The organism is Butyrivibrio sp. NC2002, from assembly GCF_000702265.1.
Taxonomy (GTDB): Bacteria; Bacillota; Clostridia; order Lachnospirales; family Lachnospiraceae; genus Butyrivibrio.
Genome location: NZ_KL370880.1, coordinates 856878 through 874391, shown reverse-complemented (window position 1 = coordinate 874391; position 17514 = coordinate 856878). Strand labels below are relative to the sequence as shown.

Genomic DNA, 17514 nt, shown 5'->3' with positions numbered 1-17514 from the left:
CTTAACCTTTCCTTTCCATCAATCACGAAGCTGCGGGTTGAATACCTGATCCATTCCTGTGTTCATAAGATTTAATGAGAATGAAATCAGCGCAATCAGTATTACAACCGGGAAATATGCCCACCATGAACCATTGAGGTGTGCAGAATACTGCATAGCCCACTGCATCATAAGTCCCAGTGTTGCTGTCTCTGTCGTAGCAGGTCCAAGGCCTATCATGGACAGCTGTGCTTCTGCCAGGATTCCTGATGAAATCTGAAGGATCATAGCCATTACTACGTAGGAAGCAATGTAAGGAAGGATGTCTGTAAAGATAATCCTGAACATGCTGTGACCTGATAGCTTTGACAGATTAACATGGTCGCGGTTTCTAAGTGATATAACCTGTGAACGAACTGAACGTGTTGTCCACGGCCATGATGTAAGTCCGATTATGACACCAACCATTATGATACCTCTTGCCTTATCTCCTACACTGTAAGATATAAGAATAAGGATTACAAATGAAGGTATTACGGTGAACAGGTTTGTTATGAAAATAATGATGTTATCTACAAGTCCGCCAACATATCCTGCAAGTAGTCCAAGCAAAAGTCCGATTGCAGTTGCAATAAGTCCTGCAAGAAGTCCGATCTTAAGTGATGACTTTGTAGCTGCAACAAGCTCTGTAAGTACGTCACGTCCAAAGTTGTCGGTACCAAGGATAAAGGTCTTTTTTGTTACATCATTTATATTGATATAATCCGTATCCTTAATTACCTTGGACTGCTCAAGTTCGCCCTCTTCATTTTTCTCAGCGACTATAACTCCTGAATCCTTCATTGCTGCCTTAATATCAGAATCAAGTCTCTTTAAAGCTTTTCTCTTTGCAGATGTAAGTCCACTGTACTTTGTGTTCGGATCATAATTTGCCTGCCAGAGAGATACAAGACCTTCAGCATCTGTGACATCTATCTCAGATTCCGCTACTCCTGCCTGCTTAATAAGGAATTCCTGAATCTTTGCTCTGGTATCAACATCAAGCACTGCATCAAGCTTTGAAAACTGTTTCGGAAGCTGAAGTGTATAGCTTTTTTCAAGTGTAGATTCTTCTACCGATACATATGTGCCGGGCTTAAAAAAGTTACCCTGTCCTATCATCTGCAAGGGATCAGCCGTCACAAAGATAGGATAAATTATGCACATAAGAAGTATGAATAAGAATATTACAAAACCAAACAGAAATTTTCCGGAATGGAAGATCTGTTTTATTGTATTTTTCATAATTTAGTCCTCCCTCCTTAATCCATCTGATTTGCTTTAACTCTGGGATCGATAACACCATAAAGAAGTTCAACAACAAGGTTTGCAATAAGAACCATTATGGTAATGATAAGTGTACAAGCTGAAAGCAGCGGATAATCCTGACCGTTTACAGCTGTAAGAAGTGTCATTCCAAGTCCGGGATAAGAGAATACCATCTCTGCTACAAGTGCTCCACCCATCATTGTTCCAAGGGAAAGAGCAAGTCCTGTAATCTGAGGAAGCATTGCGTTTCTGAAAACGTAGCCTACAATCTTGTTATCCTTTATTCCAAGGAATCTTGAATACTTAACATAGTCAGCATTAAGTTCATATATAGACATTGATCGCATACCGATTGCCTGTCCGCCGATTGTGATAAGAACAATTGACCAGAACGGCAGCTGATAGTGCGCAATAATCGATTTAATAAATGTCCAGCTCATATTGGGAATAAGGTCAAATCCATATCCTCCAGATGACGGAGCCAGTTTCAGTTTAATTGCAAACAGATACAGCAGTACTGTTGCCATACCAAATGCCGGAATATTTCCGATAAAAAGAAATACAGGAAGAATTACCTTATCAAAAGCACCTTTGATATAAGCGGCAATTGCTCCAAGTATGTTACCAAGAATCCATCCTACAATAATTGCAGGAAGCTGAAGACATACCGTCCACCATACTGATGAAGCGATGATGTCTGAAACAGGTCTCGGATACTGGCTGAAGGAAACACCAAAATCCCCCTTAAGGGCATTTCCGAGCCACATAAAGAACTGTTTATACATCGGCTCATTTATACCGAATTTTTCTGCGTACTCATTTAAAACCTTCTGAATAGCTGTTGAATCCGTCATGCCGGATACTGCCTTAGATGCTATAGAAGAAACAGGGTTCCCGGGCATCAACCGCGGCAGAACGAAGTTGAGAATAACAGCGAAAATGAGTGTCAAAAAATACCAGAATATTTTCTGACCATAATATTTTTTATAACCTTTCAATTTGAATACCTCCCTTCTGCAAATTTGCGCCGGTTATTTCTTGCTAATTCTCAAAAAAAGTACCTATATTTGGGTATAAAAAGGGCTGCCGAATCTGCAACTCGCCATAATAAGCGCCTGCGCCGATAACGGCAGCCCAAGTTTTCATACCACTATATTGAACAAAGCTGATTATTCAACAAGCTCAAGTTCATAAAGTGCTGCAATACCATAACCGTCTGTACAATCTGTCGGAGGAATATTTCTTCCGTCATCAGCTGCAGGATAGTTGGTCCATACGGACTCATTTACTGCGTAGAACAATGTAGGACGATACATAAGAGCAACTGCAGGGCACTCATCAAGAAGGATCTTGGAAAGCTCTGTGTAGTACTCTTTAAGCTTATCCTTGTCTGTCTCTGTAGGAATAGCTTCAAGTATAGCCTCAGCATCATCGTTCATGTAATGACCAAAGTTACCACTCCAGTTAGATGCAAGCTTAGCATACTCTTCTGAGAAGTAGAACATAGCCTTTGAATAAGGGTTCATCATTCCGGGTCCCGGTGATGACCACATGCAGATATCGAAGTTACATGTTGTCATGTCATCATAGAATGAAGAAGCTTCAGGGAAGTATGTTGTGATATCGATACCGATATTCTTACCTGCTGCTGCAACAATTTCCATTGATGCGTTCCAGTCTGACCATCCTGTAGGACACTCAGCCTTGAAGGAAAGGTTCTCACCGTTGTACTCACGGATTCCATCGCCGTCTGTATCAACAATTCCAGCCTCATCAAGGAGTGCATTAGCGCCCTCAACATCGGCATTTGACCACTGAAGATCTTCAAGCTGATCAAAATCAACATACTCTCTCTCTGCATCGATAGGTCCTACAACTGATCTGGGATACTCATCGAAGGTAGGTGACTGACCTGACATAGCTGATGCGATGATCTGCTCATAGTCAACAGCCATAGCTATTGCACGACGAACTTCCTTCTGATCAAGGCCGGGCTTTTCAACGTTGAAGAACATTGAAGGCATAACAGCGCACATTCCATAAGGTGCATCATCAAGCCATGTAGAAATAGGAAGATCATCTTCGAGCCACAGGTTCTGAACATCTGTGATGAACTGCTGACATACGTCAACTTCACCCTGTGAAAGAGCAACCTGACCTGCTGCGTTATCCTTGTAAATTGTATGAGCGATGTACTTCGGAACGGGAAGCTTGCCCCACATGGACTCTGCCTGTCCCCAATAATTGTCATCTCTTATAAGAACAACCTTCTGATCATTTGCGATGTAGTTCTTGTAAGGACCTGATGTTACGCAATCTTCCATAGAATCCTGCTTAACAGCATCAGGATCTTCACCGCATCTCTCTTCTACAGTCTGAAGGTATGCCTTCTGCATTACATAAACCTGTGCGAGATAGTTAGTAACCTTAAGAGGGTTAATAGCTTTTCCGTCATCGCCAAGCTTAGCATGGATAACAACTGTTGTATCATCTACAACTTCAAAGCTGTCAATATAAGTTGAGAAGTCAGCACCTGTAGAAGACTGATACTTAACATGTGTATCATATGTATATGCTACATCTTCTGCAGTAACCTGTGTGCCGTCATTCCACTTTGCATCAGGATTAAGCTTTACAGTAAGCTCTGTCTGACCATCATCCCATGAATACTCTGATCCAAGCAGAGGATAAAGCTTACCGTCATTCATGTTAAACATGAAAAGTGTCTCATACACAAGTTCACGAGACTGGTCATTCTGTGTCTGAGCCATTGCATTGTTTGAGTTAGCAGACATAGGATTCCAGTCGTTGATTGTGCCCCACTGCTGTCCTGCAAAATACAATGTCTCGTTACGAGGAGTTGAATCAGCATCTGCAGCAGCAGTATCATCAGCCTCTTCTGTGGCTTCTTCTGTAGCTTCTTCTGTTTCCTCAGTAGCTTCCTCGGTTGTCTCCTCAGCTGTTTCCTCTACAGATGCTTCTTCTGTAGCGGCAGGAGTCTCCGTGGTTGTGGTTGTGTCGGTGCTTGAGCCGCCGCAGCCTGCCATCATTGACAGTGTAAGTGCAGATACGCTCAAAAGTGACATAACCTTTTGCAAGTTTCTCTTCATAAACTTACCTCCCTTTTAAGAATGTTTTAGGGGTTTTCCCCCTGACTTGTACTTAATATACTTTTTAACATGACAACAATATATAAAAATTTCCCTATCCATAAAAAAATATCCATATTTGTCAATTTTGTATACTTTTGCCCCTTTTGTGGTGTCTAATTTGTCATATATCCATAAAAGCCGCATAAAATCTATTGTGTATTTGTATAATAAGTTTGAAATTTCTATGAATATAATGTAAACTTTTCTTTGGGGAAACTATTACAAAGAGCAATAATTGCTAATTGTCAATGAGGGAAAAGTATGGAAACTAATCTTAAGCTGCTTACGTGGAAATTCGAAAATTATTATAAGCAAAAGAAAATACCTCTGTGGGTATTCGATCAGAACCATGAGCTCAGTTACACAAACTTCACAACCTCAGCTGTTTTGAACCTTATGGAGGATATGCGTAAAAAAGCAAAGACATTTCGTATATCACATTCTATCGAAGGCTCCTACCTTGATTTGGATAATCCATATGAAATGTATTATGAATTTACTTCGGACAGCGGAAAACATCAGTTTTTCACTGTAATAATAGGTCCTGTTATGACCACTAAGCCAACAGGAAACTTATGGAAAAATCTGTCATTTGGGGAAAATCTCTTTGTTGAACAAAAGAGAATAATATCTAATGTACTGCCTGTAGTTACAAAAGAAGAATTTTTACTGGAAGTCACATTCTTTTTCAAAGATATTCTGGGGCTTACACCACCTGATTTTAAGGATAAAGCAGGCCATGTCACCCACTCAGAAGAAACTCACCTGCAAAAAGAAGCTGTTTCTTCATACGATAATGAATACCTTGCAGATAATTCAGTCCTATACGAAGAATACTGTCAATTAGAGGATCTCTACTCTATTTTTGTGACGAACGGCAGTATTTACAAGCTTTATTCCATTTTTGAAGATGAATCATCATTGGAAATACTATTTCCTAACAAGGCCTCATATAAAGACTGCATTATGAGAGCTGTGGAACTTCTGACTGTAGCAAAGCGCTCTTCTATTGAAAGCGGAAATGACAAAAAGCTATGTCAGGCAAGATTTGCCAAATACACCGGCAGCCTGAAAACCCAAAAGAGTTTTGATAAAATCTTAAACATAGTAATCGAAGGCACCATGGGATTTGCCCGAAGCACCCACGATATCAAATCTCACACAAACGAGAGCTATTCACCTCTTACAAATAAGTGCATAAAGAGAATCATAGAAAAAATGCCTGAAAAGGTAAGTCTTGAAGAGCTTGCCGGAGAGCTCCATATTTCTGCAAAATATTTATCTGCACTCTTTAACAAGGAAACAGGAAAGTCCATCACAGACTTCATGACAGGCATCCGAATTGATGAGGCTAAGCGTCTTCTTGCAGGTACTGATCTTAGTTATCTTGAAATCAGCACTCTGCTTAACTTCTGCTCCCAGAGTTACTTCAACAACCAGTTTAAAAAGTTTGAGGGAGTCACACCAAAGGAATACAGAGAAAAGCTCAGTGCAAAAGAGCAGAGCATATAAATGTATAGGGCGTAACAAATGTTACGCCCTTTCTCTTGTCAAATCTTTGACCCATTTATACTTTTTGAAATGATACATTACCCAGGGTATCTTGCCGACTTCATCAAGACAGGTACAGGCATAAACCAAAACCACCGGCCAGTGAAATACAAATGCCCCCAGAAGCGCCGTAGGTATTGCCAGACACCACATGGTTACAGCAAGACTGTAAACGTCAAATAATGTATCTCCGCCTGCTCCGAATATCCCGTTTATAATGATTGTGTTAACGCATCTGCCTATCATATAGACTGCCATTACAATCATCATTCCCACAAGATACTGCCTGGCCACGGGTGTAAGCTTCATAAAGCTGACTACAGGTGCCGTAACAAGAAGTACAAGCCCAGTACATAAAAATCCTATAATATAGGATATCTTTGCAAGTCTGATTCCGTAGGTCTTACCCTTATCAAGTCTTCCTGCTCCAAGTTCATTTCCTACCATAATTCCGCCGGCACTGCTTATTCCGTTACACATACAACAGAAAAGATCTCTCACTACTGCTGCTACGGAATTGGCTGCCGCCGCATCGCTTCCAAGATGTCCCATTATAGCGGTGTAGGAGGTAAATCCAACACCCCAGAAGAGACCACCTCCAAGAAGCGGTAGTGCAACTTTGATAAAGTCCTTTTCCAGTCCCTTAAAGAATTTAAATATATAGCTGTAATTCGGATGCAAAAATCCTTTTTGATGTGCGGAACTTACAGCCCATATAATCTCAACTATTCTGGAAATAAGAGTAGCAAGGGCTGCGCCGTTTGCCCCCATTGCCGGAAGCCCGAACATTCCGAATATAAATATGGAGTTAAGTATAATGTTAAGAACAACAACTCCGGTACTTATAAGCGCACTTCTGTTTACATGATTTGTTACCCTCATAACAACAAGGTAACTCTCGGATATACCTGTCAGAAAATAAGACCATGCCGCAATCCTAAGGTATGATGCACCGATTGCAATAAGTGTCTTGTCACTTGCAAATATGTGCATCAAATGCTCAGGAATAAGAAGGCATCCCGCCGCAGTTATAAGAGAAAAAATTCCGACAATCCTGACCATTATCGCAAATACTTTATTTATGGAATCATTGTCCTTTTTCCCGTAATACTGCGCACCAAGAATGGCTCCCGCAGCAGTCGCTGCACCCAGAATCATGTTCTGAACAAACTGAATCTGGGTTGCAAGTGATACCGCCGCCATTTGGTCTTGTTCTATTCTTCCCAGCATTATCGCATCTGCTGCAGCAACTGCCGCCAGCATCAGACTTTGAAAAGCTATGGGAAGTGTCAATCTTATGAGTTTGTTATAAAATTCTTTATCGCTAAATAGTTTTTCCATTATGAAAGCTGTTCTGCCATTCTGTATACTCTGGTTGCATTCTGCTGAATCTGCTTCCTTGAAATTGAGCCGTCAGCAAGTCCTTTCATTATACCATCAAAATCCTTCTGGCAACCGGGCATAAACAAATCTCCGCCTGCTTTTACAACTTCTGCTGCAAGAGCTCCTCTGTATTTATTCTCGTTGGAAGCTGAAAGCATATCAACAACCCAGTCAGTCATTACTATACCTTCGTATCCATACTCGCTTCTCAAAATATCCTCAATAAGTCCTCTGTGCTCAGAAGTATGCTGGCCGTTTAAGAGGTTATAGGATGTCATAACAGCCTTGGGCTGAGTCTTTCTTACGCAGATACCAAATCCCTTAAGATAGATTTCTCTCATAGCTCTCTCTGATACATGGCTGTTGCTATTATATCTGTTTGTCTCTGCATTGTTTGCTGCATAGTGCTTAATTGTTGTTCCGCATCCCTTATGGCTTTGTACGCCCTCTGTAATAGCAGCCGCAAACATTCCTGCAACAAGAGGATCTTCTGAATAGTACTCAAAGTTTCTTCCGCAAAGAATACTTCTGTGAATATTAAGGGCGGGAGCAAGCCAAAGCTGAACGTGGAATCTCTCCATTTCCTTTCCTACCATATCACCGTAGCATTTTGCAAGATCATAGTTGTAGCTCTGAGCAATCGCTGTTCCAATCGGAATAGCTGTTGCATACTGCTCTTTTATAACCGTGCCTTCCTTAGGCGCAGCTTTTTTTGCCATCTCTGCAGCTGCAGCCTTTTCTTCATCATCCATAAGCTCAAACATACTCTCAAGATTTGAACCTATACCGTGAACACCGTTTTCGTCTTCATAGTATTCTTTGTTAAGACGAAGACCTGCAGGGCCATCAGCCATAACCATACTCTTTATGCCCTTATCCTTATAAAGAGTTGTTGTCTCTCCTGCTGCACCTGCAACAGCAAATGATGCATTACCTATTACTTCCATTCCTGTCTTTTTGGGATCAAAAGCACCTGTGTTAATAAATGCGAGTTCTTCATCAGAAAGTGCTGCGATGATATCATCTACAGGATAGTCCGCATCATATTTTACTGAAACAGTCTCAAAATCAGATGCTGAAAGCTCAATCTTTGCAAGTCCGTCAATAGTGATTTCATTCTTATTTGTGGGAACAAAATCCTTAAATCCCGGAGTTCCAAGACAGTTCCTTGCCTTAAGTGTAGTAACCGTATCTGCAAGAACTATGGCTGCCACACCCTTAACATTTCTTGAACTGTTGCCTGCGCAAACTACATAGTTTCCTTTATCAAGAATATAACTTGCGGTTTCCTCGTCATAGGATGCGAGGTCTGAAAGCTTGAAGGAGGCACTTACAACTTCACTCTCACCTGCTTTAAGTTCTTTTGTCTTTACAAAAGCTGCCAGATCCTTAAGAGGCTTATCCAGTTTTCCCAAAGGACATGCCACGTATACCTGAACTACTTCTTTGCCGCTTACCTTGCCTGTATTTGTTACCTTAACGTTAACTGTTATTTCATCCTTATTATTTGTTGCCCCCGTGGGTTCTACGTCAAATTCTGTGTAGGATTTGCCAAAGCCGAATTCAAATATAGGCTTCACATTCATTGTGTCAAAGTATCTGTAGCCAACGTAGATTCCCTCTTTGTAATTGACATCATCCTTATCGCCAAAATCACCGATTGTGCTGTAGTCTTCCCATTTTGCCCAGGTTGTTGCAAGCTTTCCGGAAGGATTTACTTTGCCGAGTACTATATCCGTAAGAACATTGCCGGTAACTACTCCGAGCTGTGAAAGAAGAAGAATATTTTTAACATCAAGTACCGGTGTAAGGTCAACGGGACCACCAACATTTAATACAAGTAAGAACTTATCAAACTTCTTATTAAGAGCATTTATATCTCTTGCCTCAGAATCCGTAAGAAGTACATCTCCCTTTTCGGGCTTTCTGTCGTTACCTTCTCCTGAATTTCTGGCAAGTACATAGATACAGACATCACCGTCGCCGTCAAGAGGAAGATCATGCTCAGGTTCAGGCTGAACCATGCCCATTCCGTACATCAGAGCATTAACGCCCAGTGCAGCAGCTTCTTCCTTTAAGTTCTTTACAAACTTCTTGTGATTTTCTACCAGAACTTCATCAAAGGCATCAAGCCATTTTTCTGTAGTAATTGTAAATCCGGCATCCTTAAGACCCTGTTCTACATTTACTGAAAATCTGCTGTTAACTTCACCTGAACCTGTTCCGCCCTTTATTGTATGGCGGATACCGTTACCAAAAGCAGCTACTTTGCAAGGTGCAGTAAGCGGAAATGTGTCATCCTTTTTAAGAAAAAGTGTGCACTCTGCTGCAGTCTTTTTTACCAGTTCCAAATGTTCCTGTTCGTATTTTTCCATTTTAAAACCTCTCCAATACATTTTGTTTTTTTGTTTTTCATAGTAAGAATATCCCCATATTCCTACTTATATCGTGATTGAAATTAGCATAACATTTTTATAAAATATTTATATATGATATCGAATAAATATATATTTTTTTGGTTGTCAATTTAAATACTTTGAAGGTAGCAAAAATGAAAGAAAACACAAGAAAGCAGGAACCCAAAAAGCCCGATGAACTCTACAGATTACTGATGGATGACATGAGGGTCATCGCAGAAAAAGGTTTTACTCCGGACAAATCCGTAGCAAAAATAAGAACAAAAATACTAAAAGGCTTTGAAGAGCAAGTCTTTTTTGAAACAGAAGGTCTGGGCGATCCCATATCTTATAAGAGAGCCGCAGAGAAATCTCTTATGTTCTACATATCATCCGGAAATGTCCCCAGGATACTTACCATTATAGAGAGCTTTGACCCTACTGCAAACCACTATGATCCCGGCTCATTTAACGACATAGGCGAAGTATCCGATGACCCCTTATCTCAGGCGATAAGCATGTTTGTAAGTGGTATCACTCTCTACACAAGAGCTGCTCTTGATGGCGGTCTTCCCGACCACATCGCATACTCTCTTAGCGACAACTACATCAAATACAGCCTTATGGAAAGAGACATCCAAAAGCTCAACATCCTGCAAACTTGTGCCCTCTACGATTTTACTTATCAGGTTTCAAATTACAAATACAGAAACTGCGGACTCTATGTAAAAAAATGCTGCGAGTATATTTACAGACACCTTCACGATAAAATAACCCTCACAGACCTGTCATCTATCACAGGCAAAAGTGAGGGCTATATTTCCAAGATTTTTGAACAGGAGTTGTCCATACGTCCAATAGAATTTATAAGAAATCAAAAGCTTGATTATGCGGCACACGCACTTGAAATATCAGACATCTCAGTTTCCGCGATATCAGACCTTTTATCATTTCCCAGCACCAGTGCCTTCATAACATATTTTAAGAAAAAATATGAAGTCACTCCTTTCGAATACAAGATGTTTCATCAAAAGTCCAAGACTATGTAAAATGCAAGTTCTGCAAATTTAGCTAAAAGCATTTGTATTTACGAAATAGCTTTATTTTTCCACCTTCCGACCTTGTACATAAGGAAGGTGATAAACGCGCCAAGTGTCCAGGTAACAAGCATGGACACCTGCATCATATAGCAGTTACCCTGCGGAAGCTGCGGTGTCTTGGTCATATTTACAAATAAATAAGCAAGCGGCACTCTCATTATTATCGCAGAAAACATTGATATCCACATGGGCGTCATCGTATCTCCCGCGCCTCTCATTATACCTGACAAGCACTGAGTTACCTCCATGGCAATATAACCTATAATAAGGATGCACATCATGTTATAGCTCAAATTGATAAGATCCTGTGTGCTTGTAAATATCCCCATTATGAATTTTCCAAATATAAGGATCATAACTGAGAGCACCGCGGATATTCCCATCGCAACGAGTGTGCCGTTCCTTGCGCCATGCTCAACGCGGTCAACTTTTCCTGCACCGATATTCTGACCCGCAAACGTGGTCATCGCAGATCCAAATGAAAAAGCAGGAAGCATTACGAAGCCGTCAACTCTCATAACTATTACGTTGGCGGCTATATACTGCTCTCCGAATGTGTTGGTCAGATTCTGAACAACTATCATTGACATTGAAAAGATAGCCTGTGTCACACCTGAAGGAAGTCCTAGTCTTATGAGATTCCCTGTGTAGTACTTCTCAGGAATAAGGTATTCCTTTTTCATATCAAATACATCGGTCATCTGAGTGAGCTTGCGTATGGATAATATAGCAGATACAAACTGCGCTATAACCGTAGCAAGTGCAACTCCGGCAACTCCCATTCCAAAATATGCCACAAAGACAAGATCAAGAATGATATTAAGAACAGTTGCTACAAGCAGGTATATGAGTGCTGATATTGAATCTCCAAGGCCTCTTAAAACACCGCTCATGATGTTGTAATATCCACCGCCTGCTATACCTATAAAAATAATCCACAGATAACTTGTACACCAGTCTATTATGCTCCCCGGAGTTCCAAGAAGCTCTAGTATAGGTCTCGTAATAAGCGGTCCTACAATCATGATAAACAGTGATGCTATACCGGTCAGTGTTACACTTGCACCGATAGTTCTGGATAATTCTTCTCTTCTTCTGGCACCAAAATACTGGGAAACCATGATGGATGCGCCTACCGCAATTCCCATAAAGAGAACCAGCATCAGATTAAGCAGCGGTCCTGCACTTCCAACAGCGGCAAGTGCATTATCGCCTACAAATCTTCCGACTATAATACTGTCTACTGTGTTATAAAGCTGCTGAGCTACATTGCCCAGCAGCATAGGAATCGTAAATTTAACTATTTGCTTTACAGGATGCCCCTCCGTCATATCAACCGGGGCAAAAATACTCTTAATATTCATACCTATACTCTTAAAATATTATCCTTATCAAATTTTTGATTTAATTATATAGGTTTTCAAATGTATTTACTACCTCTCTATCAGGAGCTTTTGTCAAAAGGCTCACTACGACATTTACAACAAGTGCAATTGCAAAAGCAGGAAGAAGTTCATATATTGCAAAACCTCCACCCAGTTTAGCAATTCCATACTTCCAGATAAATACAAATGCACCACCCGTGATCATTCCTGCAAGTGCGCCCTGCAGATTAGATCTCTTCCAGAAAAGCGAAAGCAAGACAACAGGGCCAAATGCTGCACCAAAACCTGCCCATGCAAATGATACGATCTGGAACACAGATGAATCCGGGTCTCTTGCTATAAATATAGCGATAATAGAGATAAGCACAACAGTAACCTTTGCTACCTTAACCTGTGTTTCATCATCAAGCTTCTTTTTGCCGAAAGCCTGAATGAGATCGGCAGAAATAGCAGATGCAGAAGCAAGAAGCTGTGAATCCGCTGTAGACATTGTTGCAGCCAGAATACCGGAAAGAATGATTCCTGCAATTATCGATGCCGGGATTCCATATGTACTCATCAGATTTGTGATATAGATAATAACTCTCTCTGAATTGCCACTTCCTTCAAGAACAGGAATCTTGCCATTTGTACTCATTGCAAGTCCTATAACTCCGATTGAAAGAGCAACAAACATAGCAATTACAACCCACACACTTGCAACTCTTCTGGACAGGGCAATCTTTTTCTCATCACTTATAGCCATAAAACGAACAAGGATATGGGGCATTCCAAAATATCCAAGTCCCCAGGCAAGCATCGAACATGCAGTAAGAGCGCCGTATGGAGTAGAAGTCTTGCTGACGGGGTCATATATATTTGTAATGCTGAAATATCCGGGAAGGGATTTTGCATTGTCTATTACCGCGTCTACTCCTCCCGCCTGGTTTATTCCAAAGAAGATGACAATAATAAGCGATATTGTCATCGCAATACTCTGAACAAGGTCTGTCATGCAGACTGCCTTGAATCCGCCAAGTGAGCAGTAAAGTGCAATAATGATGGCACTGACGATCATTGCAAACAGGTAATTGATCCCGAATAAGGTATTGAAAAGCTTTCCGCATGCTGCAAAACCTGATGCAACATAAGGAATAAAGAAGATCACGATAACAACTGCTGATATCAGGGTTATGATATTTTTCTCATCCTTGTATCTTGCAGCAAAGTACTCGGGAATTGTTATTGCCCCGATCTTTTCGGTATATTTTCTGAGCCTTGCAGCAACAAAAAGCCAGTTTAAATATGTTCCGATAGCAAGACCTATTATGGTCCATGTCGCATCAGCCATACCCGTCAAATAAGCAAGTCCCGGGATACCAAGAAGCAGCCAGCTGCTCATGTCAGATGCTTCCGCACTCATAGCTGTTACGAGAGGCCCCAGTTTTCTTCCGCCAAGATAAAAATCTCCCGCATCATCATTTCCCTTTGAAAAAATAACTCCGATAAGGATCATCATCGCAAGATACAGCACGATAACAATACCCAAGATATAATGTGTAGCCATTTTGCTCCTCCTCAACAAACATTTTTTAATACGTTACCACAGTAAAGTAATAAAATCAACATACTTTTTCACTATGATTTAACTATTAAAAAGAACCCGGCACATTGTTCTGTGCCGGGTTCTGTATCTTTAATGCCTATGAATTTATTGATCAGCTTCTAAGAGAGATTCCGAGGCTTTCAAGACCGTTAAGGATTTTCTTCATTGCTGAATTTACTTCATCATCTTCAAGTGTCTTTTCCTTGTCTCTGAATGAAAGTGAATATGCCATTGATTTAAATCCTGCTTCAATCTGAGCGCCTTCGTAGATATCAAAGAGTTCAAGAGTCTCAAGCTTCTTTCCGCCTCTTTGTCTGATCATCTTTTCAATGTCTCCTGCAAGAACATCTGTAGGAACAACCATACTGATATCTCTTGTAACAGCAGGGAACTTTGCAATACCTGAATATACTCTGCTGTATGAAGCATGAGGAAGAACTGCAGGGATATCGATCACTGCAATATATGCTCTTTGGCCGATTCCGTAATTATCAAGTACCTCAGGATGTACTTCACCAAGATATCCAAGTGTTTCGTTCTTATACTGTATAAGCGCCTGTCTTCCGGGATGAAGGAAAGGCTTACCTGCCTTTGGCTCATAGGAAAGGTCATCAGCCATTCCAATCTGTCCAAGGAATTCTTCGCAAACGCCCTTCATTGTGAAGAAATCTCCCTCGCCATAGAAGCCAAGAACAAACTGTGATCTCTCATCCGGAAGATCCTTAAGAGGAAGCTCCTTAGCAATATAAATATTTGCAAGCTCGTAGAGTCTTACATCCTTATTTCTGCGCTTGTAGTTTGTAGCAAGGCTTGTAAGGATAACATTAAGGGGAATTGTTCTCATAATTGAGAAGTCTTCACCTAAAGGATTAGAAATCTTTATAGCATTTCTTTCAGGTGCATCCTCAGCAAGAAGGAGCTTGTCAAATACCTTGGGGCTCTCAAATGAGTATCCGTAAGCCTGTGAGAATCCGCAGAACTGTGCGACTTCTCTTGCTGTCTTTTCAACATTCATCTTGAATGTAAGCTTACCTGTTGTGGGAGCATTCTTGGGAAGTGTTGAAGGTATCTTGTCATATCCGTAGAATCTTGCAACTTCCTCAGCTATATCGCACATGCCGATAAGATCCTGTCTGAAGCTGGGAACTACAATTTCGTTAGTCTTTTCATCATACTCAAGCTCTTCTCTCTTGAAGATTTCAAGCATTGTCTGTTCATCAATGTCTGTTCCAAGGAGCTTGTTGATCCTGTCGGGCTCAAACTTTATTCTTTTAAGAGGCTTAATGGGAAGGCCTGCTTCTACCATTCCTGAAACAACTTTTCCGCAGCCAAGTTCATTTACGAGCTGGCAAGCTCTGTTGATTGCAGCCTCAGCATTATTGGGATCAAGACCTTTTTCGAAGAATCCTGATGCATCAGTACGAAGACCGATTCTCTTTGCACTCTTTCTGATGTTGGGTCCGTTAAATGTAGCTGCCTCAAAAAGAACTGTCTTAACGTCACCTGTGATCATTGAGTTTTCACCGCCCATGATACCGCCGATAGCAACTTCCTTTTCTCCGTCGCAGATCATAAGTACATCTTTATCAAGAGTTCTCTCCTGACCGTCAAGAGTTACGAACTTCTCACCGTCTTTTGCTCTCTTAACTACTATCTTGTTTCCTGCAATAGTTGAAAGGTCAAACGCATGCATAGGCTGACCATACTCAAGCATTACGTAGTTTGTGATATCTACGAGGTTGTTTATAGGTCTTACGCCGCATGATGCAAGTCTTCTCTGCATCCATTCAGGTGAAGGACCAACCTTGATGTCTGTGCAGACTCTTGCACAGTAACGTGAGCAAAGGTCTGTATCCTGCACTTCAACCGAAATATAATCAGAAGCTTTTTCACTGGTTTCCTCAACCTTAACTTCGGGAGCCTTGAAAGGAAGCTTGAAGGTAGCTGCTGCTTCTCTTGCGATACCGAGAATGCTGTAGCAGTCTACACGGTTACTTGTTACTTCAAACTCAAATACTGTGTCGTGAAGTCCGAGAACTTCAACAGCATCTGCTCCAACTTCTGTATCCTCAGGGAAGATGTAAAGACCTTCTTCAGGTGCATTGGGATAGAAGTCTTTGGAAGAACCAAGCTCTTCTATTGAGCACATCATACCAAAGCTCTCTACTCCGCGAAGCTTACCTGCTTTGATCTTGATTCCGTTCTCAGGGTTAGGGCCTCCGTCATGTCCGCCTGCAACTCTTCCTCCGTCAAGAACTACGGGAACCTTGTCCCCTTCCTTCATGTTATTTGCGCCTGTAACGATCTGAACCTTTTCAGTTCCTACGTTAACCTGGCAGATAACAAGTTTATCAGCATCAGGGTGCTGCTCTATTTTTTCAATCTGTCCAACAACAATTTTCTCAAGGTTGTTATCAAGGCGATGATAATTCTCGCCCTTTGTTCCGGATAAAGTAAGTGCATCAAGAAATTCCTGATCGCTCACATTCAAATCCGGTACATATGCTTTTATCCATGATAATGATGCATCCATTTTGTTTTCTCCTTTTATATAAAATGCGTGACTCGCCCGGTATTAGATTTTTACCCCGCCTACTCAAAACTGTTCTAAGAATCTAATGTCGTTCTCGTACAGGAGACGCATGTCGTCGATTTCGTATTTGAGGACGGCGATTCTTTCGAGGCCAAGGCCAAATGCGAAGCCTGAGTATTCATTAGGGTCAATTCCGCTCATTTCAAGTACGTGGGGATGAACCATACCACATCCAAGGATTTCGATCCATCCTTCACCCTTACAGAATCTGCAGCCTTTGCCGCCGCACTTAAAGCAGCTTACGTCCATCTCAGCAGAAGGCTCAGTGAACGGGAAGTGGTGAGGTCTGAATTTAACCTTAACATCATCGCCGAATATTTCTTTTGCGAACTCTGCAAGAGTACCCTTAAGATCTGCAAAGGTTATGTCTTTATCAATAACAAGTCCCTCGATCTGATGGAAGCTGGGGCTGTGAGTTGCATCTACTTCGTCAGCTCTGAATACTCTTCCGGGAGCGATCATCTTAATAGGAAGCTTACCCTTTTCCATCTCATGAACCTGTGTTGAAGAAGTCTGTGTTCTGAGAAGGAAATCACCGGAAATATAGAATGTATCCTGCTCATCCTTTGCAGGGTGATCAGCCGGAATATTTAATGCCTCAAAGTTGTAGTAATCTCTCTCAACTTCAGGACCTTCTGCAACTTCATAGCCCATGCCGATGAAAATGTTTTCAACATCCTCAAGTGTTATTGTATTGGGATGACGATGTCCTACCTTGTTTTTCTTGGCAGGGAGTGTTACGTCAATAGTCTCGGAAGCAAGTTTTGCCTCACGAAGAGCCTTCTCCATTCTGTTCTTATTTTCTTCAAGTTGCTTCTCAATCTCCTGTCTGACCTCATTGACCATCTGTCCAACCTTAGGTCTGTCTTCAGGAGCAACATCTTTCATGCTCTTTAAGATACTTGTAAGCTCACCCTTTTTACCAAGGAAATTAACACGTACATCGTTCAGCTTCTCAAGTCCGTCAGTCTCGCTTATCTGCTTAAGCGCAGTTTCCCTGATCTTTTCTAACTGTTCTTTAATCATGTTTACCCACCTTTCTTTTTGCTCTTTCCGGAAGCGAGGTGCTTTTTTGATATATT

The 17514-nt window shown here is 41.2% G+C and carries 11 protein-coding genes; 2 read left to right on the top strand and 9 right to left on the bottom strand.

Annotation, left to right across the window (positions count from 1 at the left end; translation table 11 throughout):
- Positions 1 to 18: 18 nt before the first annotated feature.
- From T543_RS10740 to T543_RS10730, 3 genes are all read right to left on the bottom strand, one after another.
- Positions 19 to 1263 carry an ABC transporter permease gene (locus T543_RS10740; RefSeq protein WP_035768192.1) on the bottom strand — a complete coding sequence of 415 codons (1245 nt, stop codon included), beginning with the start codon at positions 1261 to 1263 and terminating at the stop codon, positions 19 to 21.
- A 17-nt stretch (positions 1264 to 1280) separates the two neighbouring features.
- Positions 1281 to 2285, bottom strand: a complete 1005-nt coding sequence (locus tag T543_RS10735) for an ABC transporter permease (RefSeq protein ID WP_035768190.1) — start codon at positions 2283 to 2285, stop codon at positions 1281 to 1283.
- A gap of 171 nt (positions 2286 to 2456) precedes the next feature.
- On the bottom strand, positions 2457 to 4397 hold the full coding sequence (locus T543_RS10730) for an ABC transporter substrate-binding protein (RefSeq protein ID WP_051638706.1): 1941 nt from the start codon (positions 4395 to 4397) through the stop codon (positions 2457 to 2459).
- Positions 4398 to 4700: 303 nt separating this feature from the next.
- Between T543_RS10730 and T543_RS10725 the strand changes: the two genes are divergently transcribed.
- Entirely contained in the window at positions 4701 to 5951 is a 1251-nt protein-coding gene (locus tag T543_RS10725) for a helix-turn-helix domain-containing protein (protein ID WP_035768189.1), read from the top strand.
- Between the two features lie 21 nt (positions 5952 to 5972).
- On the opposite strand, the gene T543_RS10720 is transcribed toward T543_RS10725, so the two are convergent.
- Both T543_RS10720 and T543_RS10715 read right to left on the bottom strand, forming a co-directional pair.
- Positions 5973 to 7331 carry an MATE family efflux transporter gene (locus T543_RS10720; RefSeq protein ID WP_035768187.1) on the bottom strand — a complete coding sequence of 453 codons (1359 nt, stop codon included), beginning with the start codon at positions 7329 to 7331 and terminating at the stop codon, positions 5973 to 5975.
- Entirely contained in the window at positions 7331 to 9748 is a 2418-nt protein-coding gene (locus T543_RS10715; RefSeq protein ID WP_051638705.1) for a glycoside hydrolase family 3 protein, read from the bottom strand. The genes T543_RS10720 and T543_RS10715 overlap by 1 nt, the downstream gene beginning before the upstream one ends.
- Positions 9749 to 9924: 176 nt before the next feature.
- On the opposite strand from T543_RS10715, the gene T543_RS10710 reads away from it, so the two are divergent.
- Complete coding sequence (locus T543_RS10710; RefSeq protein ID WP_035768185.1) at positions 9925 to 10818, top strand: helix-turn-helix transcriptional regulator; 894 nt, start codon at positions 9925 to 9927, stop codon at positions 10816 to 10818.
- 38 nt (positions 10819 to 10856) lie between these two features.
- Here T543_RS10710 and T543_RS10705 read toward each other — a convergent pair whose 3' ends face one another.
- The 4 genes from T543_RS10705 to pheS form a co-directional block, all read right to left on the bottom strand.
- Positions 10857 to 12233 (bottom strand): MATE family efflux transporter, encoded by a 1377-nt coding sequence (locus T543_RS10705; RefSeq protein ID WP_035768184.1) that lies wholly within the window; start codon positions 12231 to 12233, stop codon positions 10857 to 10859.
- 40 nt (positions 12234 to 12273) lie between these two features.
- Entirely contained in the window at positions 12274 to 13800 is a 1527-nt protein-coding gene (locus T543_RS10700) for a sodium/proline symporter (RefSeq protein ID WP_035768182.1), read from the bottom strand.
- A gap of 151 nt (positions 13801 to 13951) precedes the next feature.
- A complete protein-coding gene (pheT, locus tag T543_RS10695) occupies positions 13952 to 16372 on the bottom strand; it encodes a phenylalanine--tRNA ligase subunit beta (protein ID WP_035768180.1) in 2421 nt (806 codons plus the stop codon).
- Between the two features lie 63 nt (positions 16373 to 16435).
- Positions 16436 to 17455 carry a phenylalanine--tRNA ligase subunit alpha gene (gene pheS / locus T543_RS10690; RefSeq protein ID WP_035768433.1) on the bottom strand — a complete coding sequence of 340 codons (1020 nt, stop codon included), beginning with the start codon at positions 17453 to 17455 and terminating at the stop codon, positions 16436 to 16438.
- Positions 17456 to 17514 lie beyond the last annotated feature (59 nt).